General features: G+C 67.2%; 18 protein-coding genes. 8 read left to right on the top strand and 10 right to left on the bottom strand.

What is annotated here, in order from left to right; translation table 11 throughout:
- Nucleotides 1-76 precede the first annotated feature (76 nt).
- The 3 genes from GGQ62_RS07295 to queG are packed head-to-tail and all read left to right on the top strand — an operon-like array spanning nt 77 to nt 4,239.
- Nucleotides 77-2,356, top strand: coding sequence for an NADP-dependent malic enzyme (locus GGQ62_RS07295; RefSeq protein ID WP_152578910.1), 2,280 nt, complete (start codon nt 77-79; stop codon nt 2,354-2,356).
- Between the two features lie 40 nt (nt 2,357-2,396).
- Nucleotides 2,397-3,167 carry an alpha/beta hydrolase gene (locus GGQ62_RS07290; RefSeq protein ID WP_152578911.1) on the top strand — a complete coding sequence of 257 codons (771 nt, stop codon included), beginning with the start codon at nt 2,397-2,399 and terminating at the stop codon, nt 3,165-3,167.
- Nucleotides 3,157-4,239, top strand: a complete 1,083-nt coding sequence (queG, locus tag GGQ62_RS07285) for a tRNA epoxyqueuosine(34) reductase QueG (RefSeq protein WP_152578912.1) — start codon at nt 3,157-3,159, stop codon at nt 4,237-4,239. The genes GGQ62_RS07290 and queG overlap by 11 nt, the downstream gene beginning before the upstream one ends.
- Here the strand turns inward: queG and GGQ62_RS07280 are convergent.
- From GGQ62_RS07280 to coaBC, 5 genes are all read right to left on the bottom strand, one after another.
- A complete protein-coding gene (locus GGQ62_RS07280) occupies nt 4,214-4,588 on the bottom strand; it encodes a limonene-1,2-epoxide hydrolase family protein (protein WP_152578913.1) in 375 nt (124 codons plus the stop codon). The genes queG and GGQ62_RS07280 overlap by 26 nt on opposite strands.
- 78 nt (nt 4,589-4,666) lie before the next feature.
- Nucleotides 4,667-6,652: a transglycosylase domain-containing protein gene (locus GGQ62_RS07275; protein ID WP_243446692.1), complete on the bottom strand. Its 1,986-nt coding sequence runs from the start codon at nt 6,650-6,652 to the stop codon at nt 4,667-4,669.
- 99 nt (nt 6,653-6,751) lie between these two features.
- Nucleotides 6,752-7,510: a HesA/MoeB/ThiF family protein gene (locus tag GGQ62_RS07270; protein WP_152578914.1), complete on the bottom strand. Its 759-nt coding sequence runs from the start codon at nt 7,508-7,510 to the stop codon at nt 6,752-6,754.
- Nucleotides 7,507-7,950: a dUTP diphosphatase gene (dut, locus tag GGQ62_RS07265; RefSeq protein ID WP_152578915.1), complete on the bottom strand. Its 444-nt coding sequence runs from the start codon at nt 7,948-7,950 to the stop codon at nt 7,507-7,509. The genes GGQ62_RS07270 and dut overlap by 4 nt, the downstream gene beginning before the upstream one ends.
- A gap of 21 nt (nt 7,951-7,971) precedes the next feature.
- The gene (gene coaBC, locus GGQ62_RS07260) at nt 7,972-9,147 is read right to left on the bottom strand and encodes a bifunctional phosphopantothenoylcysteine decarboxylase/phosphopantothenate--cysteine ligase CoaBC (RefSeq protein ID WP_152578916.1); all 1,176 of its coding nucleotides are present in this window, start codon (nt 9,145-9,147) and stop codon (nt 7,972-7,974) included.
- 179 nt (nt 9,148-9,326) lie between these two features.
- On the opposite strand from coaBC, the gene GGQ62_RS07255 reads away from it, so the two are divergent.
- Nucleotides 9,327-10,304, top strand: coding sequence for a DUF2853 family protein (locus GGQ62_RS07255; RefSeq protein WP_167649520.1), 978 nt, complete (start codon nt 9,327-9,329; stop codon nt 10,302-10,304).
- On the opposite strand, the gene GGQ62_RS07250 is transcribed toward GGQ62_RS07255, so the two are convergent.
- Nucleotides 10,293-11,837, bottom strand: coding sequence for an AarF/UbiB family protein (locus GGQ62_RS07250; RefSeq protein WP_152578917.1), 1,545 nt, complete (start codon nt 11,835-11,837; stop codon nt 10,293-10,295). The genes GGQ62_RS07255 and GGQ62_RS07250 overlap by 12 nt on opposite strands.
- 78 nt (nt 11,838-11,915) lie before the next feature.
- Nucleotides 11,916-12,656 carry a class I SAM-dependent methyltransferase gene (locus GGQ62_RS07245; RefSeq protein ID WP_152578918.1) on the bottom strand — a complete coding sequence of 247 codons (741 nt, stop codon included), beginning with the start codon at nt 12,654-12,656 and terminating at the stop codon, nt 11,916-11,918.
- 115 nt (nt 12,657-12,771) lie between these two features.
- Between GGQ62_RS07245 and mutM the strand changes: the two genes are divergently transcribed.
- From mutM to GGQ62_RS07225, 4 genes are all read left to right on the top strand, one after another.
- Nucleotides 12,772-13,587, top strand: a complete 816-nt coding sequence (gene mutM, locus GGQ62_RS07240; RefSeq protein ID WP_152578919.1) for a bifunctional DNA-formamidopyrimidine glycosylase/DNA-(apurinic or apyrimidinic site) lyase — start codon at nt 12,772-12,774, stop codon at nt 13,585-13,587.
- Nucleotides 13,588-13,722: 135 nt separating this feature from the next.
- Nucleotides 13,723-14,004 (top strand): 30S ribosomal protein S20, encoded by a 282-nt coding sequence (rpsT, locus tag GGQ62_RS07235; protein WP_152578920.1) that lies wholly within the window; start codon nt 13,723-13,725, stop codon nt 14,002-14,004.
- Nucleotides 14,005-14,713: 709 nt separating this feature from the next.
- Nucleotides 14,714-16,126: a chromosomal replication initiator protein DnaA gene (gene dnaA, locus GGQ62_RS07230; RefSeq protein WP_152578921.1), complete on the top strand. Its 1,413-nt coding sequence runs from the start codon at nt 14,714-14,716 to the stop codon at nt 16,124-16,126.
- Between the two features lie 66 nt (nt 16,127-16,192).
- The gene (locus GGQ62_RS07225; RefSeq protein ID WP_152578922.1) at nt 16,193-16,927 is read left to right on the top strand and encodes a queuosine precursor transporter; all 735 of its coding nucleotides are present in this window, start codon (nt 16,193-16,195) and stop codon (nt 16,925-16,927) included.
- 84 nt (nt 16,928-17,011) lie between these two features.
- Here the strand turns inward: GGQ62_RS07225 and purQ are convergent, their stop codons facing one another.
- The 3 genes from purQ to GGQ62_RS07210 are packed head-to-tail and all read right to left on the bottom strand — an operon-like array spanning nt 17,012 to nt 19,966.
- Nucleotides 17,012-17,677 carry a phosphoribosylformylglycinamidine synthase subunit PurQ gene (purQ, locus tag GGQ62_RS07220; RefSeq protein WP_152578923.1) on the bottom strand — a complete coding sequence of 222 codons (666 nt, stop codon included), beginning with the start codon at nt 17,675-17,677 and terminating at the stop codon, nt 17,012-17,014.
- Nucleotides 17,674-17,904 (bottom strand): phosphoribosylformylglycinamidine synthase subunit PurS, encoded by a 231-nt coding sequence (purS, locus tag GGQ62_RS07215; RefSeq protein WP_152578924.1) that lies wholly within the window; start codon nt 17,902-17,904, stop codon nt 17,674-17,676. Before purS ends, purQ begins: the two co-directional genes overlap by 4 nt.
- 58 nt (nt 17,905-17,962) lie before the next feature.
- Nucleotides 17,963-19,966, bottom strand: a complete 2,004-nt coding sequence (locus GGQ62_RS07210) for a putative bifunctional diguanylate cyclase/phosphodiesterase (protein WP_152578925.1) — start codon at nt 19,964-19,966, stop codon at nt 17,963-17,965.
- Nucleotides 19,967-20,061 lie beyond the last annotated feature (95 nt).

Below are 20,061 nucleotides of genomic sequence, written 5' to 3'. Positions count from 1 at the left end.
AAGCCGCGCCCGGGCTGCTTTCGCTTGCCGGTGCAGGGGTCCACCCCCTATCACACGGGCGAGTTTGGAGACCCTGATGTCAGACGATACCGATCCCACCCTCGGCGCCCCCGATTTCGGCGACCGCGAGGCGCTGGCCTTCCACCGTATCGGCGGGCGGCCGGGCAAGCTGGAAATCATCGCATCAAAGCCGATGGCGACGGCGCGCGACCTGGCGCTGGCCTATTCGCCGGGCGTTGCCGCACCGGTGCGGGCGATCGCCGCCGATCCGGATGCCGCCTATGATTATACCATCAAGGGCAACCTTGTTGCCGTCATTTCCAACGGCACCGCCATCCTGGGGCTGGGCAACCTCGGCGCGCTGGCGTCGAAGCCGGTGATGGAAGGCAAGTCGGTGCTGTTCAAGCGCTTTGCCGACATCGATTCGATCGACATCGAACTCGCCACCGAGGACGTGAATCGCTTCATCGATGCCGTCGAACTGATGGAGCCGAGCTTTGGCGGCATCAACCTCGAGGACATCAAGGCGCCCGAGTGCTTCATCATCGAAACGACGTTGAAGGAGCGGATGAACATCCCGGTTTTTCACGATGACCAGCATGGCACCGCCATCGTCGCTGCCGCGGGCGTCATCAACGCGCTGCATCTGACCGGTCGCCGGCCGGAGGACGTCAAGATGGTCGTCAACGGCGCCGGCGCTTCGGCGATCGCCTGCACCGAGCTGATCAAGGCCTATGGCGTCCGCGACGTCATCATGTGCGACACCAGCGGCGTGATCTGGAAGGGCCGCGAAAAGGGCATGAACCAGTGGAAATCGGCGCATGCGTCCGATACCGCGGCGCGCACGCTGGCGGAAGCCGTGGTCGGCGCCGACCTGTTGCTCGGGCTGAGCCAGAAGGGCGCCGTCAGCGAGGCGATGGTCGCCAGCATGGCGCCCAACCCGATCATCTTCGCCATGGCCAACCCCGATCCCGAAATCACGCCGGAAGACGTCGCCAAGGTCCGGTCCGACGCGATCGTGGCTACGGGGCGCAGCGATTACCCGAACCAGGTCAACAACGTCCTGTGCTTCCCGTATCTGTTTCGCGGCGCGCTCGATGTGCGCGCGACGCAGATCAACGAGGCGATGAAGCTGGCCGCCGCCAATGCCATCGCGGCGCTGGCGCGGATGCAGGTGCCCGACGAAGTCGCCGCCGCCTATGGTGGCAAGGCGCGGATGTTCGGGCCGGAATATATCATCCCGGCGCCGTTCGACCCGCGGCTGATCGAGGAAATTCCGACGGCGGTCGCCAAGGCGGCGATGGCATCGGGCGTGGCGCGCAAGCCGTTCTTCGACGAAGCCGCCTATCGGCAGCAGCTGCGGTCGCGCCTCAACCCGACGACGTCGATCCTGGCCGGCGCGGTGGAAGCCGCGCGCGCCCGGCCGCGGCGGTGTGTGTTCGCCGAAGGCGAGCAGGACGTCGTGCTGCGTGCCGCCGTCAACTATCGCAACCAGGGCTATGGCGAGCCGGTGCTGGTCGGCCGCGAAGGGCCGATCCGCGAAGGACTGGCGCGGATCGGGGTGCCCGACATCGACGCCTATGAAATCCACAACAGTGCCAACAGTCCGTTGGTGCCCCGCATGGTCGAACGGCTTTACGCCCGGCTGCAGCGGCGCGGCCAGTTGCTCCGCGATGTCCAGCGGATGGTCAATCACGAACGCAACATCTTCGGCGCCATGCTGGTCGAACTGGGCGAGGCCGATGTCATGCTGACCGGCGTGACGCGCAATTTTGCCACCACCTACCGCCAGGTGCGCGCGGTCATCGACCCGGTGCCGGGGCGCCGGCCGTTCGGCGTCCATCTGTATGTCGGCAAGTCGGAAACCATCTTCATCGCCGACACGACCGTCAACGAACGCCCCGACGCGGCGATGCTCGCCGATATCGCCGAGCGCACCGCCGGCGTGGCGCGGCGCATGGGGCAGGAACCGCGCGTCGCCTTCATCAGCTATTCCAACTTCGGCAACCCGCCAGGCGAAATCATCGGCGACCTGCGCGCGGCCGTGAAACTGCTCGACGCGCGCGGTGTCGGCTTCGAATATGAAGGCGAAATGTCGGCGGATGTGGCGCTCAATCCGGCGATGCGGAGCCTCTATCCGTTCAGCCGGCTTTCGGGGCCGGCGAATGTGCTGATCATGCCGGGGCTGCATTCGGCCAATATCGCGGCCAAGCTGCTCAAGGAAGTCGCCACCGGCCGGGTCATCGGGCCCTTGCTGGTCGGCATGAGCCGGCCGGTGCAGATCGCGCCGATGACGGCGACAGCGTCCGACCTGGTGACGATGGCCGTGCTGGCATCGACCGACGTGGTTGGCTGATGCCGCTGGTCCTGGCCTTTGCGATGGACGCGGCGGGCTGATGGCCCGGGCGCTGTTCTTCATCCATGGCATGTGGTCGACGCCGGCGACGTTCGACCGGCTGCGTGCCCGGCTAGAGGCGGCAGGCCATGTCACGCGCGCGCCGGTGCTGCCTTGGCATGACCGCGATGCAACGCTGCCGCCGCCGGCCGAGATGGGCCGGTTGACGGTGGAGGATTATGTCCGGTTCCTGGTCGCCGAAGTGGCGGCGATGCCCGGCCCGCCGGTGATCATCGGCCATTCGATGGGCGGGATGCTGGCGCAGATCGTGGCGGCGCGAGTGCCGCACGCCGGGCTGGTGCTGCTGTCCACCGCGGCGACGGCGGCGACGGCGAAGCCGGCATTTTCGACGCTGCGCACGGTCGCCGGGGTGGTGACGAAATGGGGATGGTGGCGCGAGCCGACCTTGTGCGACGCCGACCAGGCGCGCTGGGGCATTTTCAACGGCGTTCCCGCCGATATCGCCGATGCCGAGATCGCGCAGCTGGTGTGGGATTCGGGACGGGTGCTGGCCGAAATGACGCTTCCGACCCTTTCGGCAACCGGCGCGACCAAGGTCGACTATGCGCGGCTGGGCCAGCCGGCGCTGGTCATCGTCGGTTCGGAGGACCGGACCACGGTGCCGGCCATTTCGCGGGCAACGGCGCGCAAACTGACGGGCCCCATTGATTATCACGAGATCGCCGGCGCCGGGCATTGGTTGTTCTGGGGCGCAACCGAGCTGCGCGTCGGCGCGCTGATCGCCGAGTGGCTGGGGCAGTTTGACCGATAACGCGGCACTGCGCCTCGGCCTTGCCGCCGAGGCCGAACGACTGGGCTTTGCCGCCTTCGGGATCGCACCCGCCGATGCGGCGCCGCTGGCCGGCGCGCGGTTGCGGCAATGGCTGGCGGATGGCTGCCATGGCGACATGCACTGGATGGCGGAAACCGTCGACCGCCGCGCCTCCACGACCGGGCTGTGGCCGGAGGTCAGGTCGGTGGTCATGCTCGGCACACGCTATGCGCCGGGGCTCGACCCGTTGCGCCATGCGGCGCATCCGGAAACCGGGGTCATCTCCATCTATGCGCTCGGCAGCGATTATCATGACGCCATCAAGAAGCGGCTGAAGGCGCTGGCGCGCTGGCTGGTGGCGGCGGTGCCGGACCAGCCGCTGAAGGTGTTCGTCGACACGGCGCCGGTGATGGAAAAGCCGCTGGCGGCGGCGGCAGGGCTGGGCTGGCAGGGCAAGCATACCAATCTGGTCAGCCGCAGCGAGGGATCCTGGCTGTTCCTGGGTGCATTGATGACGACGATCGCCCTGCCCGTCGATGCCCCGCACAAGGACCATTGCGGGTCGTGCGACCGTTGCCAGCAGGCGTGTCCTACCGGCGCCTTTCCGGCGCCCTATCGGCTCGATGCCCGGCGGTGCATTTCCTACCTGACCATCGAGCACAAGGGGCCGGTGCCGGACGAATTCCGGGCGGCGATGGGCAACCGCATCTATGGTTGCGACGATTGCCTGGCGGCCTGCCCGTGGAACCGTTTCGCCCGGGCGGCGCGGGACATGGCATTCCGGCCACGCGCGGAGCTGGTGGCGCCGCGGCTTGCCGACCTGCTGCTGCTTGATGATGCAGGGTTCCGGCAGCTGTTTTCAGGGTCGCCGATCAAACGCATCGGCCGCGACCGGATGGTGCGCAATTGCCTCTATGCCGCGGGCAGTTCGGGCAATGCGGGGCTGTTGCCGCAGGTCCTGGCACTGTGCGGCGATGCGGACGCCGGCGTCGCCGATGCGGCGGCATGGGCTGCGGCACGCCTGTCCGCGCCGCAGCCATCGGCACTCACGGCATCGGCCATTTCGACATGATCGTGTTGAGGTCGAAATAGTCGCGCCACAGGGTGATCAGCCCGTCGTGGACTTCGAAAACGCCGGTGACCGGCAGTTCGACCCAGCCGCTCTCCAGCTGGTGACGATCGAGGCGCTCCAGAAACACCAGCGGGCCATCGGCGAGGCTGCGCAGGATGTGGAATTCATTGGCGATCGTCGGCGCGAAGAAGGGCTGGAGCACGGCGCGGACGCCGTCTGGGCCGACGACCTTGCCCATCGGCACATTGTCATATTCGCAGGTCGGCGCGATGTACCGCAGCGCCGTGTCGTAATCCTTGACCGCGACCGCGGCCATGAAGGCGTTGATGGTTTCGATCGGCGTCGTCATTGCTGCTGCCTCCCGTTTATGTAGCGACTGCTACATTCGGCGCGCGCGGCGTTGGAGTCAAGATCGCAGCCTTTGCCGCTATTGCGGCGGGGGCGGCAGCGGTTCGGCGAGTTTCTCGTCGAGCCAGCGGTCGTCGATCCCCGACCGCACGTCCGACCGCTGCGGCGACGGCGGCGGCCGCAGGTCCTCGATGACCGGCGGCGCGCCGTCGGCGGTGTCGTTGACGCCGGGGGCGGTGGCATCGTCGGTGATGCCATAGACCTGGTCGTCGGGCTCGATGATCGCGGCATCGGTGCCGGTATCGGTCACCAGCGGTGCCGGCGGCGTGCCGCCGACGGCCCGGGCCATATAGGCGGCGAAGGCGCGCGCCGGGGCGCGGCCACCGGCAAGGCCGCCGACGGCGCGCGCGTCGTCACGGCCCATCCAGACGCCGGTCGTCAGCTCGTTGGTGAAGCCCAGGAACCAGCCGTCCTTGTTCGAACTGGTAGTACCGGTCTTGCCGGCCAGCGGGCGGCCGATCTGGGCGGCGCGTCCGGTGCCGGTTTCCACCGCCGCCTGCATCAGTTCGGTCATCTTGGCGGCCACATAGGGCGCGACGATGACGCGCGGGGCATCGGCCTCGCGCTCGTACAGCACCTTGCCCGACCCGGTGGTGATGCGGGTGATGGCATAGGGCCGCGCTTCCACCCCGCCGGCGGCGACGGCGGCGTAAGCCTGGGTCATTTCCAGCAGCGTGACGTCCGATGCGCCAAGGACCATCGCCGGGCGGCGGTCGATGGGCGTGGTGATGCCGAAGCGACGCGCCATGTCGGCCACCGTATCGAAGCCGACGCGCTGGCCGAGCTGGACCGCGACGGTGTTGATCGACTGGGCAAAGGCGTTGCGCACGGTGACGGTGCCGACGAAGCGGCCGTTGCTGTTGCGGGGGCTCCAGTTGCCGATCCGCGTCGGCCGGTCGACAAGCGTGTCGTCGGGGCCGATGCCATCTTCGATCGCCGCGGCATAGACGAAGAATTTGAACGCCGAGCCGGGCTGGCGGCGGGCGGCGACGGCGCGGTTGTAGTTGGAGGTGACATAATCGCGCCCGCCGACCATCGCCTTGACGGCGCCGTCGCGTGCCATCGCGACCAACGCGCCTTGCGCACCGGGCGGGGTTTCCGCGGCAATCGCGGCTTCGGCGGCGCGCTGGCCATCGGGATTGAGCGTGGTGGCGATCTGGAGCGATTCGACCGCCTCGTCGGTCAGGTTCTCGACTTCGGAGAGCACCCAGTCGGTGAAATAGCGGGCGCCGTTCTGGCGCGGCTGGGCGGCGAAGCGGACGACGTCCATTTCGGCCCCAGCGGCTTCGGCCGGGGTGATGGCGCCCGAATCGACCATGGTGGCAATGACGGTGTCGGCGCGGCGGCGCGCGGCCTCGGCATCGGCCGAAGGGGCGTAGCGCGACGGTGCCTTGACGAGGCCGGCGATGATCGCGGCCTCTTCGAGGCTGAGCGATGCTGCCGAATGACCGAAGAACTTGCGCGATGCGGCGTCGATGCCATAGGCGCCGCCGCCGAAATAGACGCGGTTGAGATAGAGTTCGAGCAAGGCCTCCTTGGTGAACTTGCGTTCCAGCGCCAGCGCCAGGATCAGCTCGCGCCCCTTGCGCGCATAGGTCTTGTTCGACGTCAGGAAGATGTTGCGCGCCAGCTGCTGGCTGATCGTCGAGGCACCCTGGACGCTGCGGCCGGCGCGGCTGTTGACGACGAAGGCGCGCGCCATGCCGATGGGATCGACGCCCGGGTGCATCCAGAAGCGGCGATCCTCCACGGCGATCATGGCGCCGGTCATCGTCTCGGGAATGCGGGCATAGGGCAGCCATTCGCCATAGCTGGGGCCCAAGGAGACGAGCACGCTGTTGTCGTCACCGCGAATTTCGACCGATTGCCCGTTGGGCGACCGCATCATCTCGTCAAAGCCCGGCAGCGTCGTATAGGCGATGGCGACGGCCACGACGAGCGCCAGCGCGCCGGCAACCGCAGCGAGCAGCACCGCCTTGGCGATGAACGCGAAAAATCGGATCACGGGTCCCTTTTGCGGCTTTGGACGGCGGGGAGAATGAGGGGCCACTGGCGCGCCAGATAAGGGGCGTTGCGATGGGCCACAAGGGCCAGTGCCGGGGATTTACGCCAGGCCGCAGCCCGGACACGCCGGATCCTTGGGCAGCCGGACCGTGCGCATGCGCGCGCCCATGGCGTCGTAGAGCAGCAGGCGGCCGGCAAGGCTTTCGCCAAAGCCGGTGATTTCGCGGATGACCTCCAGCGCCATCATCGCGCCGATGACGCCGGTGAGCGCGCCGATGACGCCGGTGTCGGCGCAGCTGAGCCCGTCGCGATCGACAGCGGCACCGACGAGGCAGCGATAGCAGGGCAAATCGGGTTCATGGCCCCTGAAGGTGGCGACCTGGCCGTCGAACGGGCCGACGGCGCCCGAGACGAGCGGGATGGCGAGCGCCTGCGCCGCGTCGGCGACCGCCAGGCGGGTGGCAAAGCTGTCGCAGCCATCGGCGGCATGGCTGTGACCCGACAGCAGGGTGCGGGCGTTGGCGGCGTCGAGCCGAACAGGCCTTGCGGAGACGGTGACATGCGGGTTGAGCGCTGCCAGGTGGGCCGCGGCGGTCGCGGCCTTGGGCTGTCCGACATCGGCGGTGGTGAACAGGACCTGGCGCTGCAGGTTGCTGAGCGCGACATCATCATCGTCGATCACGGTCAGCCGGCCGACGCCGGCGGCGGCAAGATAGAGAAGGCAAGGGCTGCCGAGGCCGCCGGCGCCGATGACCGCGACATTGGCGGCCCTGAGCAGCGCCTGGCCGCGACCACCGACTTCGCGCAGCACGAGGTGGCGCGCGTAACGGTCGAGTTCGTCGTCGGAAAGGCTGTTCACACGCCGGTGGAGCCGAAGCCGCCGGTGCCGCGGCTGGTGTCTTCGAGGCTGGCGACGGGAGTGAGCGCAGCGCGGGTGACGGCCGCCGGGACAAGCTGGCAGATGCGCATGCCGCGTTCGATGACAAAGGCTTCCGACCCCAGGTTGACGAGCAACGCCTTCACTTCGCCGCGGTAATCGCTGTCGATGGTCCCCGGCGCATTGGGAACGGTGAGGCCGTGCTTGAGCGCCAGGCCGGAGCGCGGGCGGACCTGCACCTCATAGCCGGCCGGAATCGCCATCGCAAAGCCAAGCGGGACGGCAAAGCGATCGCCAGGCGCGAGACGATAGGGGTCGGTGACGGCAGCGACAGCGTCCAGCCCGGCAGCGCCGGGGGTGGCATAGTCCGGCAGCGGCAGGCCTTCGCCGTGGGGCAGAATGTGGATGGGGATGGCGATCATGACAATTCCTGACGGCGGCGATCAGAAGGCAGCGGCGATCCGCTGCACAAGCTGTTCGGCGATGGCGGTCTTGCTGGCGGCGCCCCAGTCCTCGGTGCCGGCAGCTGTGACCAGATGGACATGGTTGGCGTCGGTACCAAAGACGCCGGTGCGGACATCATTGGCGAGGATCCAGTCGGCGCCCTTCCGTGCCAGCTTGGCGGCGGCATGGGCGAGCAGGTCATCGGTTTCGGCGGCAAATCCGATGACGAGCCGGGGCCGGTTGGCGGCATGGCCGATGGTGGCCAGAATGTCGGGGTTTTCGACCAGCGCGAGCACCGGCGGTGCGTCGCCGGACTTCTTCAGCTTGGCGGCTGCTGCGTCCACCCGCCAGTCGGCGACGGCGGCGACCATGACGGCGATGTCGGCGGGCAGGGCCGCCTCGGTGGCGGCGAGCATGTCGCGGGCGCTGGTAACGTCGATACGGGTGACGCCGGCGGGCGTCGGCAGCCCGACCGGGCCGGCAACGAGCGTGACGCGCGCGCCGGCGGCGGCGAGCGCGTCGGCGATTGCGAAGCCCTGCTTGCCCGAGGAGTTGTTGCCGATGAAGCGCACCGGATCGATCGCTTCGTGCGTCGGCCCGGCGGTGACGAGTGCGTGGCGGCCGGCAAGCGGCCGGGTGCCGAACTGCGCGGCGATTTCGGCCATGACCGCTGCAATGGTCGGCAGCCGTCCGGGGCCGAACTCGCCGCACGCCATTTCGCCGTCATCGGGGTCCATGACGCGCACGCCATCGGCGCGCAGGGTGCCCATATTGCGGCGCGTGGCATGGTGAAGCCACATGCGCACATTCATCGCGGGCACCATCAGCACCGGCGTGTCGGTGGCGAGCAGCAGCGTCGACGCCAGGTCATCGGCCTGGCCGGTGGCAGCGCGCGCCATCAGATCGGCGGTGGCCGGGCAGACGACGACGAGGTCGGCAGCGCGGCTGAGCTGGATATGGCCCATGGTCGATTCGGCCTCCAGATCCCACAGCGAGGTGCGGACATGCGCCTCGGCAAGGGCGCCGAGGGACAGCGGGGTGACGAACCGCGCGCCGTTTTCGGTCAGGACAGGGATGACGCGGGCCCCGGCGCGGCGCAGCTCGCGGACCAGTTCGAGCGCCTTGAAGGCAGCGATGCCGCCGCCGACGATGAGGAGGATGGTCTTGCCGTGCACGGCACGTCCTTAGCCGGGTTTGCCGGGTCGGGCATAGAGCGACGTCGCTTGGCAGGCCTCCCCGCGCTGTATTTACTGGCAGGCCAAAGCCGGCTAGCCTGCGACAAAATGTACACTTCAGGCGCCCGGCGGCATGGCTGGCATGGCGGCGGCGACCGAGTCGGGGGGAGGAACGGCACATGGCCGAAGATTGGGCGAGCGACGTCAAAATTTACTCACCCGACGCTGATGACGGCGTCATCGCCGCGATCGTGCGATATTGCGGCATCGCGTTGCAGAGCACCGACGGTTCGCTGGTGTCGTTCAGCGACCCCGCCGAAACCGACCGGGTCCGCGAAAACTATCTGAAGAAGAAGCTGGCGTTGACCGACAGCGATGCAGCGCTCGATGCGGCCATCGCCGCCGTCGGCCAGCGCATGAACGGCGACCGCACCCGCAATCGCGTCACCGTCTATTATCTGCTTGCCGAGCATTTCGGCCGGTCGGGGGTGTTCGGAGCCGACGCCGGCATCGCCGCTGCGGCGACCCGTTCGACCGCGCCGCTGGCCTTTGCCGCAATTCCGCCGGTGGCCACCGCCGGCGACCATGATCATCGCGGCGTCGCTGTGACGGGCTGGGGGGATTATGTGCCGCTTGCGGTCCTGGTCGTCGGCGGGGCGCTGCTGCTGTCCTATCTCGGCCGCCCGGAGCCGGTGATTGTTGCCGAGGCGATCGTGCCCGTGGCGGCGCCGCTGGCTACCGGCGTCCCCGAAGGCGCCGGACTGGTCAGCGAGAATGTCGACGGCAAGCCGTTCGTTTCGGTCTATTTCGAAACTGCCAAGACCGATGTGACGCCGGAAATCGCGCCCGCGGCGGCCGCGCTCAAGGCCTATGTCGACAGCCATCCGGGCAGCACGCTCGCCGTGTCGGGATACAATGACCCGCGCGGCGATGCGGCGATGAACGCCGAATTGTCGAAGAACCGCGCCATCGCGGTGCGCACCGTGCTGGTGCGATCGGGGCTGCCCGAAGCCGCCGTCACGCTCGAAAAGCCGGCAGAGACCACCGACGCCGGCACCACCCTGACCAATGCCCGCCGGGTCGATGTGCGGGTCATCGACACGCTGATCGGGACGGCACCGGGGGCTGCGCCCCCGGCGGCGCCGTCACCCCAATAGCCAGACCGCCGCAGCGCCGGCGCCGCTGGCGAGCAACAGCCACGGCGTTGACCAGCCGGTGCCGCGGCGCCGTGTCGGCAGCGGCGGCAACGCCGGGCCTTCGGGCGCTGCCCCCGGCACGGGGTGCGCAGCGACATATTGGCGAAACAGCCGCGGCAATTGCACCAGGGCGCGGACATTTTCGACAATCGAATCGGCGATGATTGCTTCGGGCCCCATTTCGTCGCGGACCCAGTCGCGGACATAGGGTTCGGCGACCTCCCACATGTTGACATGGGGGTCGAGCGTCAACGCCACGCCTTCGACCATCACCATGGTCTTTTGCAGCAGCAGCAGGTGCGGTTGGACCTGCATGTCGAAACTGCGGGTGATGGCGAACAGGCCGTCGAGCAACTGGGTGATGTTGACGTCCTTTGCGCGCTTGCCGCGGATCGGCTCACCGACAGCCCGCAGCGCGGTCGCGAAGGCGCCGACATTATGGTGCGGCGGCACATAGCCGGCTTCGAAATGAATTTCCGCGACCCGGGCATAATTGCCGGTGACGAGGCCATGCAGGATTTCGGCAAGGTACATGCGGGCGCGGCGGTTGATCCGGCCCATGATGCCGAAGTCGATCACGGCGAGCTTGGCGTGGTCGCTGCCATCGGCCGGGGGAATGACGAACAGATTGCCCTGGTGCATGTCGGCATGGAAGAACCCTTGCGCGATCGCCTGGGCAAGAAAGCCGTTGACCAGCACCATGGCGAGCCGGCGGCGGTCGAAATCGAGCGCTGCCAGTGCCGCCGAATCGTTCATCTTGATACCGTCGATCCAGTCGATGACAAGGATGCGGCGCGAGGAGCGCGACCAGTCGATCCCCGGCACGACGAAATCGGGTTCGGCCTGGACGGCCTCGGCAAGTTCGGACGCCGAGGCGGCTTCACGGCGCAGGTCGAGCTCGGCCTCGGTCCAGCCCTTGAAGGTGGCGATGACAGCGCGGGGACGCAGCCGTTCGAATTCCCCGCCGAGCAGCTCGATATGGCCAGCCGCCCATTCATAGGTGTCGATGGCGCGCGCCAGATCGGCGTCGATCCCCGGGCGCAACATCTTGATGGCGACGCGGCGGCCTTCGGTCGTGACACCGCGGTGAACCTGCGCCATCGACGCGGCGCCGACAGGCACCGGCTCGATCGCCTGGAAACGGGTGCGCCAGTCGCCATCATAGGCGGCGTTGAGCACCGCCTCCATCGTGCTGAACGGCAGGGGTGGCAGGGAATCCTGCAGGCGGACGAGATCGAGCGCCGCTTCGGGGCCGATGAGATCGGGCCGGGTCGCCAGCGCCTGGCCGAGCTTGACTGCGGCCGGGCCGACGGCGGCAAGGCCGGCGGCGAAATCGGGGGTAACGGGCGCCCGGGTGCCGACCCGGGCAATGCGCGCGACAGCGCGAATGCCGAGCGGGACCTTCGGCGATTCAAAGGGCCGCAGCGCGCCGTGGCGGGCCAGCGCCCGGCCCCAGACCAGCATGCGCCACAAATGGGTGACGGTGGCGGTCACAGCGCTTCCGGACATCCGGATCGAGCGCCGCGCGGGCAACGCACGTGGTCCCTGGCCCCAAGGGCTGGTGCTGGCACCTCAGACTTTCCAGCCGCTGTGGATGGCGACGGCGCCGCCCAGGATGGGCCGGTATTTGACGTTCCGAAAGCCTGCGGCTTCGATCATCGCGGCAAAGTCGGGCATGCGCGGGAAACGGCGGATCGATTCGATGAGGTAGCGATAGCTGTCGGCGTCGCCGGCCACCGCCTTGCCGATGCGCGGCACAAGCTTTTCGGAATAAAGGTCATAGGCCTCGCCGAAGCCCGGCCATTCGGTGGTGGAAAATTCGAGGCAGAAGAACCGCCCGCCGAAGCCGAGAACGCGATGGGCTTCGCTGAGCGCTGCCGGAATATCGGTGACGTTGCGGATGCCAAAGGCGATCGTATAGGCATCGAAGCTGCGATCGGGGAATGACAGGGTTTCGGCATTTTCCTCGCGCCAGACGAGGCTGGTGATGCCCTTTTTGGCGGCGCGTTCAATACCGACTTCGAGCATGTGCGGGTTGATGTCGGCCACCGTCACATCGGCGCCCGATCGGGCGATGCGGAAGGCGATGTCGCCGGTGCCGCCGGCCATGTCGAGGATGCGTTCTCCGGCGCGCGGCTTCAACGCGCGAACGAAATCGTCCTTCCAGACGCGGTGCATGCCCGCCGACATCAGGTCGTTCATGATGTCGTAGCGCTTGGCGACCGACGCGAAGACCTCCCCGACCCGGCGAGTCTTTTCCTGGGGGGCGACCTGGGTATAGCCGAAGCTGACGGTATCGGGGGTGTCGATCATGTCACGCCTCCTAGCTTGGCCTTGGCGCCACCGCAAACGCGCCCTATGTCGCGTGCCGCTGATTTGTCGCAGAAATGTCGCGGTGTTGGCCCGCACCTGACGGAACGAGACCGCCATGCCCGAACTGCCCGAAGTCGAAACGGTGATGCGCGGGCTGGCGCCGGTGTGGATGGGGCAGCGCTTTGCCCGCATCACGCTCAACCGCGCAGATCTGCGGCGGCCGTTCCCCGACGGCCTGGGGCAGCGGTTGACCGGCGCCGTGGTGACCGGCTGTCGGCGCCGCGCCAAATACGGGCTGGTGGATACCGACCGCGGCGACACGATGATCGTGCATCTGGGCATGTCGGGGCGGATGCGGGTCGATCCGGAGGCGATCGGCAAGCACGACCATGTGGTGTTCGAAACCGGCAACGGCCGGCAGGTGGCGTTCAACGACGCCCGCCGTTTCGGCTCGATCGACCTTGTCGAGACATCGGCAGTGGCGGCCCACCCCTTGCTGGCGGGGCTGGGGCCGGAGCCGCTGGGGCCCGATTTCGGCGCGGCGATGCTCGCGGCGGCGTTCCGGGGGCGAATGGCGCCGGCCAAGGCGCTGCTGCTCGATCAGCGTATCGTTGCCGGCCTCGGCAATATCTATGTCTGCGAGGCGCTATTCCGCGCCGGCATCCACCCGGGGCGGGCTGGCGGGCAGGTGGCGGCGCGGCGCATCAGTCTGCTGGTCGATTCGGTGCGCGCGGTGCTGCTGGAAGCGATCGCCGCGGGCGGATCGAGCCTGCGCGACCATGCGGCGCCCGACGGCACGCTCGGCTATTTCCAGAAGGGCTTTCAGGTCTATGGGCAGGAAGGCAAACCCTGCCCGGTGTGCGCGCGGCCGGTGCAGCGCATCGTCCAGTCGGGGCGGTCGAGCTTCTTCTGCGCGCGCTGCCAACGCTGATCCGGGCGGCGCGGGTCTTGACCCTGTGCCGGTCTGGGCTTATGCGGCTCCACTTCCGGTGCGGGTCGAGTCCCGCGCCGATACCGGTCATGTGCCGGGACAACCGGCAACATCAGACGAGAGTTCAAGGACACAATGGCCAATACGCCCCAGGCTGAAAAGCGCATTCGTCGCAACGCTCGCCGCGCCGAGGTCAACAAGGCGCGGGTCAGCCGCATCCGCACCTTCGTGAAGCGCGCCGAGTCGACGATTGGCGCGGGTGATCTGGCAGCCGCCGCTGCCGCACTCGCGGCGGCGCAGCCGGAAATGATGCGCGGCGTGTCGAAGGGCGTTCTTCACAAGAACACCGTGGCGCGCAAGATTTCGCGCCTCGCCAAGCGCGTCAAGGCGCTCGAAGCAGCACCTGCCCAGGGCTGATCGCGCCACCGGCTGCTGTTTTCCGGGCAGTCGTAACTATTAAGATTTGGTGAAGAGGCGCTGCGGTTGCGGCGCCTTTTTGCTGTCTGCCGCGCGGCGGTCCGATGACCTGCGGCGGTCGTCCGATTCGGCTCATGTGACAGGATGTTGCAGCGCACGCGCGCCCGGGGGGTGGCGTGATCGCCTGCCATGGCGCGGCGGAGGACGCTGAAGGCGCATTGCGCGGTGCCGAATCGGGTCGTCTGGCGCCACCAGAATTGTTATTAGAAATCAGCCTGTTAACATTTCAAGCTGCGCGAACCGTCATCCAATCGTCACGCCGATGTCACGAAAAATCAGCGCGTTGTCGTGGGTTGTCGGCGAATTGGCCCTTCTGCGTGTCAATGGAATTATTTGCACTTGGGGACAATTGTGACGCTTGCTTGGACGGCGTGTCCTTGCTTAATTCAGGCCCTGTCTGGCGCCACCGATGCAGTCTCTGCGTCTCCGGTTCGGTCAATACATCGTTCATATTGTCGTCGACCCCTGGTCAGACGTCGGGGACGCTTTGTCTTTGCATCGACCGCGGAAAAGCGACGCCAGAGCGGAAGGGTCGAAAGCCGAAACTGGCCGCCGCCGATACTTTGGGAGGAAGACGAGCGTGTCGGTTTTGGCGGTACCAACGAAGCAGCAGACGACCGTCAATCGCGCGGTGCCGGCACAGGCAGGCATGGCTGCGCCTGCGCGTGCAGCCGGCTGGGCGCCGGCGCTGCGGGCAGGTGATGCCGGCGCGCGCGACGCCGGTGCCCAGCAGGATGGACTTTTGCATGCCTGGGCGCGTGTGCGCGCGGCGCTGCGGGCCGAATCGGGGGACCATCATTTCGATGCCTGGCTGGCGCCGCTGGCGTTCCTAGGCTGCGACGGCGACACCGTGCGCCTGGCCGCGCCGAGCGCCTTTGTGGCGGATTGGGTCGGCGGCCATTATGCCGAGGCGCTTCGCCACCACTGGACCGTGCAGCGGCCGGGAACCCGGCAGGTGACGCTGACCGTGCAGGCCGCCGCCGCGCACGCCACCGCACCGACAATCGCCGCTACCGCGTCGGCGCCCGATACGGCGTCACCGCCGGTGGAAAACCGATATACGTTCGACAGCTTCATCGTCGGCAAGTCGAACGAGCTTGCCTATAATGCGGCGCTCGCCGTTGCCGAGCCGGGACCGGTGGGTTTCAATCCGCTGTTTCTTCACGGCACCACCGGGTTGGGCAAGACCCATCTGATGCACGCCATCGGCAACGCCTTGCACCAGCGGCAGCCCGACGCGCGCATCACCTATATGTCGGCCGAGCGCTTCATGGTCGAGTTTCTCGCCGCGCTGCGCGCCAAGGATACCATCGCCTTCAAGCAGAAGCTGCGCGCCGTCGACCTGCTGATGATCGACGATGTCCAGTTCATCGCCGGCAAGGAATCGACCCAGGAAGAATTCTTCCACACGATGAACGAGATCATCAGCGCCGGGAAGCGGCTGGTGATCACCGCCGACCGCAGCCCGCAGAACCTCGAGGGCATCCAGGAGCGGATCCTGTCGCGCATGGCCTGGGGGCTGGTCGCCGACATCAACCCGGCCGATTACGAGCTGCGTCTCAACATCCTCCACGCCAAGCTGGCGGGGATGACGCAGAATGTCACCGTTCCGGCCGATGTGATCGAGTTTCTGGCGCGCAAGATCACCGCCAACGTCCGAGAGCTGGAAGGCGCGCTCAACCGCGTCGTCGCCTATGCCGGGCTGGTCAATGCGCCGGTGACGCTGGAATTCACCCGCGAGACACTCGCCGACCTGCTCCGCGCGCACGAAAAGAAGCTGACGATCGACGAGATCCAGCGCAAGGTTGCCGAACATTATCACCTGAAGCTGTCGGACCTGATGTCCGCCCGCCGGGCCCGCGAAGTCGCCCGGCCGCGCCAGGTGGCGATGTATCTCGCCAAGAAGCTGACACCGCGCTCGCTGCCCGAGATCGGACGCCGCTTTGGCGGGCGCGACCACACCACGGTGATGCACGCCGTCAAGCGCATCGAGGAACTGCGCGCGTCCGACCGCGAGATCGATGCCGATGTGGTGCGGCTGACGCGGCTGCTCGACGCCTAGGCTAGAACTGGGGCGTTACGCCCCAGACCCCTTTTTCATTTCGTCGGCCGACTCTAAGGTCGGTGCATGACCAATTCTCCGATCGTTGCTGTCGATGCCGATGCGCTCGCCGGGCGGCAGCTGCGCTATTATGATTTCTGCATGGCGGCGTTCGCCGTCATCCTGATCTGCTCCAACCTGATCGGGGCGGGCAAGCCGGCGCAGGTGACGCTGCCGCTGTTCGGCCCGTTGACCTTCGGTGCCGGGATATTGTTCTTTCCGCTGGGCTATGTGCTCGGCGATGTGATGACCGAGGTCTATGGCTATGCGCGCGCCCGGCGTGTCGTCTGGGTGGGCTTTGCGGCATCGGTGTTCGCCGCCGGCATGGCGTTCGTGGTCGTCACCTTGCCGCCGTCGCCGGACTGGGCCGGGCAGGCGGCGCTGGCGGCGGTGTTCGGCCAGGTGCCGCGGATCTTCCTCGCATCGGTGCTGGCGTTCTGGGCGGGCGAGATGGCCAATGCCTTTGTGCTGGCGCGGATGAAGGTGATGACCGGGGGGCGGCATCTGTGGATGCGCACGATCGGGTCGACCATTGTCGGGCAGGGGGTGGACAGCCTGATCTTCTATCCGCTTGCCTTCCTGGGCGTGTGGGAGACGCGGCTGGTGTTCGTGGTGCTGTTCACCAACTATCTGCTCAAGGTGCTGTGGGAGGTCATCCTGACGCCGGTCACCTATCGCGTCGTGGCGTTCTTCAAGGCGGCGGAAGGCCTTGACGTGTTCGATACGCGAACAGATTTCACCCCGTTCAAGACCGGGGTCTAGCGCGGATTTCGTTCGATCGGCATCGACCCCGCACGCTGGATCGCTGTTTGCCGAATTGTCCTGCACCGTACGACCGGCGACCCTTCAGCCCAGCGCTGCCGCCAGTGCCTCGAACATGCGGCGGCCGTCGGTGCCGCCCTGTTCGGCCTCGATCAGCCGTTCGGGATGCGGCATCAGCCCCAGCACATTGCCCTGGTCGTTGACGATGCCGGCAATGTCGCGCGCCGAGCCGTTGACGGGCTCGGCGTAGCGCAGGACGACCCGGCCTTCGCCCTCCAACCGGTGGAGCGTGGCGGCATCGGCGACATAATTGCCGTCGTGATGGGCAACGGGAATGCGGATGGTCTCGCCGGCGTCATAGCGGCCGGTGAACATCGTCTGGCTGTTGGCGACGGTCAACGCCACGTCGCGGCAGACGAAGTCCAGCCCGGCGTTGCGCATCAGCGCGCCGGGCAGCAGGCCGGCTTCGGTGAGCACCTGGAAGCCGTTGCAGACGCCAAGGACGGCACGGCCCTGGCCGGCAGCGGCGATGACCGCCTGCATGACCGGCGACCGCGCGCTCATGGCGCCGGAGCGCAGATAGTCGCCATAGGAAAAGCCGCCGGGCAGGGCGATGAGGTCGAGCCCGTCCGGAAGGTCGGTGTCGCGATGCCAGACCATGGTCGGTGCCGTGCCGGTGATGGTCTCGATCGCCACCGCAAGATCCCGGTCGCAGTTGCTGCCGGGAAAGACGACCACGGCGGCCTTCACAGCAGCTCGATCCGGTAATTTTCGATGACCGTATTGGCGAGCAGCTTTCGCGCCATGTCGTCGATGACGGCTTCGGAGGTGCCGTCGGCGAGATCGAGTTCGATGACCTTGCCCTGGCGGACGCCGGCAACGCCGGTGAAGCCCAGCCCGTCGAGGGCATTGTGGATGGCGCGGCCCTGCGGGTCGAGCACGCCGGGCTTGAGGGTGATGGTGACGCGGGCTTTCATGCAGCAGGCTTTAGTTGCGGCGGCTGCGCAGGGCAAGCCGGTGCGCGGGAGCCGTGGCTCAGGCGTTGCCGGTCAACTGCAGCGGCAGCCGCTTGTTGAACAACACCACCGACGAACGCGGCATGGGCAAGGCATTGCCGCCGGCCGCGCAGGCGGCCAGCGCTTCCTCCGGCGGCAAGGCGCGCGACAGGAAATAGCCTTGCAGCTTCTGGACGCCCAATGCGCACAGCAAGTCATGCTGGGCCTGGGTTTCCACCATCTCGGCAGTGACCGGCGCGCCGATGGCGCGGCACAGGTGGAGGACGCCGACCAGCAGGTCATGGGCGGTATCGCTTTCCATCAGCGGCGTGATCAGGCTGCCATCGAGCTTGATGCCGTCGAAGTGCATTTCGCGCAGATAGCCGATCGAGGCATAGCCGGCGCCAAAGTCGTCGAGAAGGACGCGGACGCCGCCTTCCTGCAGGGCGCAAACGGCGGTGCGCGCCGCCGCAAAGTCGCTGAGCAACGCGGTTTCGGTGACTTCGATCGACAGCCGGCCAGGGTCGAAGCCATGGTCGGCGACCAGCTTCAGGATGCGCCGGGCAATCGACGGCGAGGCGAGTTCCTGCGCGCTGACATTGAACGACAGCCCGATATGGGCGGGCCAGGCGGATGCGGTGCGCAGCGCCATCGACAGCAGCTGGGTGGTCAGCAGCGTCGTCATTCCGGCCTGTTCGGCGAGCGGGATGAACTCGACAGGCGGGATCACCCCCAGTTTCGGGTGGGTCCAGCGCGCCAGTGCCTCGAAAACCGAAATGCGGCCGGTTGCGGCGTCGATTACCGGCTGGAAATATAGCGTGATCAATGCGCTGTCGGCGGGATTGGCGAGAGCGCGTTCGATCATCAGGCGGCGGCGGGTGCGCACCTCCATGCTCGGTTCGAACAGGCAGACGGTTGCGCCCTGGCGGCGCTTGGCCTCGTACATCGCCAGGTCGGCGCGGTTGATCAGGCCCATCGTCGTTGCGGATTCGGTCACATTATGTGCAAGGCCGATCGACGCCTTGAGCCGGAACGACTGGTCCCCGACTCGAAAAGGCTGGGCGAAGACGCCGGCAAGTTGCGCCAGCCGGAGCTGGGCATCGTCGATTCGCTCGATGTCGCGCAGGAGGACGGCAAACTCGTCGCCGCCCAGCCGCGCGATGACGGCATCGCCGATGCTGAGGTGGCGCAGCCGTTGTGCGGTCTCGACGAGCAGCGCGTCGCCGGTCTGATGGCCATAGGTGTCGTTGATGAGCTTGAAGCCATCGAGGTCGATCATCGCGATCGCCAGCGTCGACCGTTTCAGCGACACCGAAGCGACGCGCAATTCGTCGAGAAAGGCGCGGCGGTTGGCAAGGCCGGTCAGCGAATCGCTGTGCGCCAGGACACTTGCCTTCATCTGTTCGGCAGCGATCTCGCTGCGCGACGCCACCATGCGCCGCAATTGCTTGTGCTGGCGGTTGATCATGCCGACGACCAGCGGTGACACCAGCAGCATGTTGACCCCCATGGTGGCGAGGACCAGGTCGTCGGTCAGCAACAGCGAGATCGACACCGGCACCGTGCCGACGGCGACGACGATATAGGCCGCCAGCGGCAGGCTGGACAGGCAGGCCGCACAACAGATCGTGCACAAGGCCATGAACAGGCCGACATAGGCGCGCGGCTCGGATCCGCCCGACGCCAGGACCTGCTCGCTCCAGATGCTGAGTCCGACCGAGACCAGGCACGCGGTCACCAGCGTGCTGGTCATCGAACTGCGAATCTGGGCGATGCTGGGGCCGGCGTCGGGCGCGCGGGTGAACCACCAGAAGATCACGCGGCAGAGAATCAGGATGGCCACGAAGATCGGGACGATGAACGCATCGGGGCCGACCGTCCGCGACGAAACAAAGGCCAGCAGGATGATATTGATCAGGACCGCGAGGTACATCGTCGGGACCTGCGGCCGCAGGGCGCGATATTGTTCCTTGATCAGACTGTCGCTCGATTTCCAGTGCGACAGGCTTTTGAGAAAGTTCGGACACAAGCGTGGACGGTACATGCGCGTGACCCTCACTCCCGGACAAATCCGGCGCGCGAGATTGCCGATCTGGCCTCCCCGAAACGGATTATACCCGAAAAGTCTTGACCGTCGCT

It is taken from the genome of Polymorphobacter fuscus (assembly GCF_011927825.1).
Lineage (GTDB): Bacteria > Pseudomonadota > Alphaproteobacteria > Sphingomonadales > Sphingomonadaceae > Sandarakinorhabdus > Sandarakinorhabdus fusca.
This window is presented reverse-complemented; position numbering and strand designations above follow the sequence as displayed.

Bases quoted from the DNA above. Each gene is read 5' to 3' on its own strand.
- GGQ62_RS07245 (WP_152578918.1), bottom strand. From the start codon at position 12,656: ATGATCGACACCCCCGATACCGTCAGCTTCGGCTATACCCAGGTCGCC.
- purS (WP_152578924.1), bottom strand. From the start codon at position 17,904: ATGAAAGCCCGCGTCACCATCACCCTCAAGCCCGGCGTGCTCGACCCG.
- GGQ62_RS07225 (WP_152578922.1), top strand. From the start codon at position 16,193: ATGACCAATTCTCCGATCGTTGCTGTCGATGCCGATGCGCTCGCCGGG.
- GGQ62_RS07255 (WP_167649520.1), top strand. From the start codon at position 9,327: ATGGCCGAAGATTGGGCGAGCGACGTCAAAATTTACTCACCCGACGCT.
- GGQ62_RS07280 (WP_152578913.1), bottom strand. From the start codon at position 4,588: ATGACGACGCCGATCGAAACCATCAACGCCTTCATGGCCGCGGTCGCG.
- GGQ62_RS07295 (WP_152578910.1), top strand. From the start codon at position 77: ATGTCAGACGATACCGATCCCACCCTCGGCGCCCCCGATTTCGGCGAC.
- GGQ62_RS07290 (WP_152578911.1), top strand. From the start codon at position 2,397: ATGGCCCGGGCGCTGTTCTTCATCCATGGCATGTGGTCGACGCCGGCG.
- dut (WP_152578915.1), bottom strand. From the start codon at position 7,950: ATGATCGCCATCCCCATCCACATTCTGCCCCACGGCGAAGGCCTGCCG.
- GGQ62_RS07210 (WP_152578925.1), bottom strand. From the start codon at position 19,966: ATGTACCGTCCACGCTTGTGTCCGAACTTTCTCAAAAGCCTGTCGCAC.
- dnaA (WP_152578921.1), top strand. From the start codon at position 14,714: ATGGCTGCGCCTGCGCGTGCAGCCGGCTGGGCGCCGGCGCTGCGGGCA.
- mutM (WP_152578919.1), top strand. From the start codon at position 12,772: ATGCCCGAACTGCCCGAAGTCGAAACGGTGATGCGCGGGCTGGCGCCG.
- rpsT (WP_152578920.1), top strand. From the start codon at position 13,723: ATGGCCAATACGCCCCAGGCTGAAAAGCGCATTCGTCGCAACGCTCGC.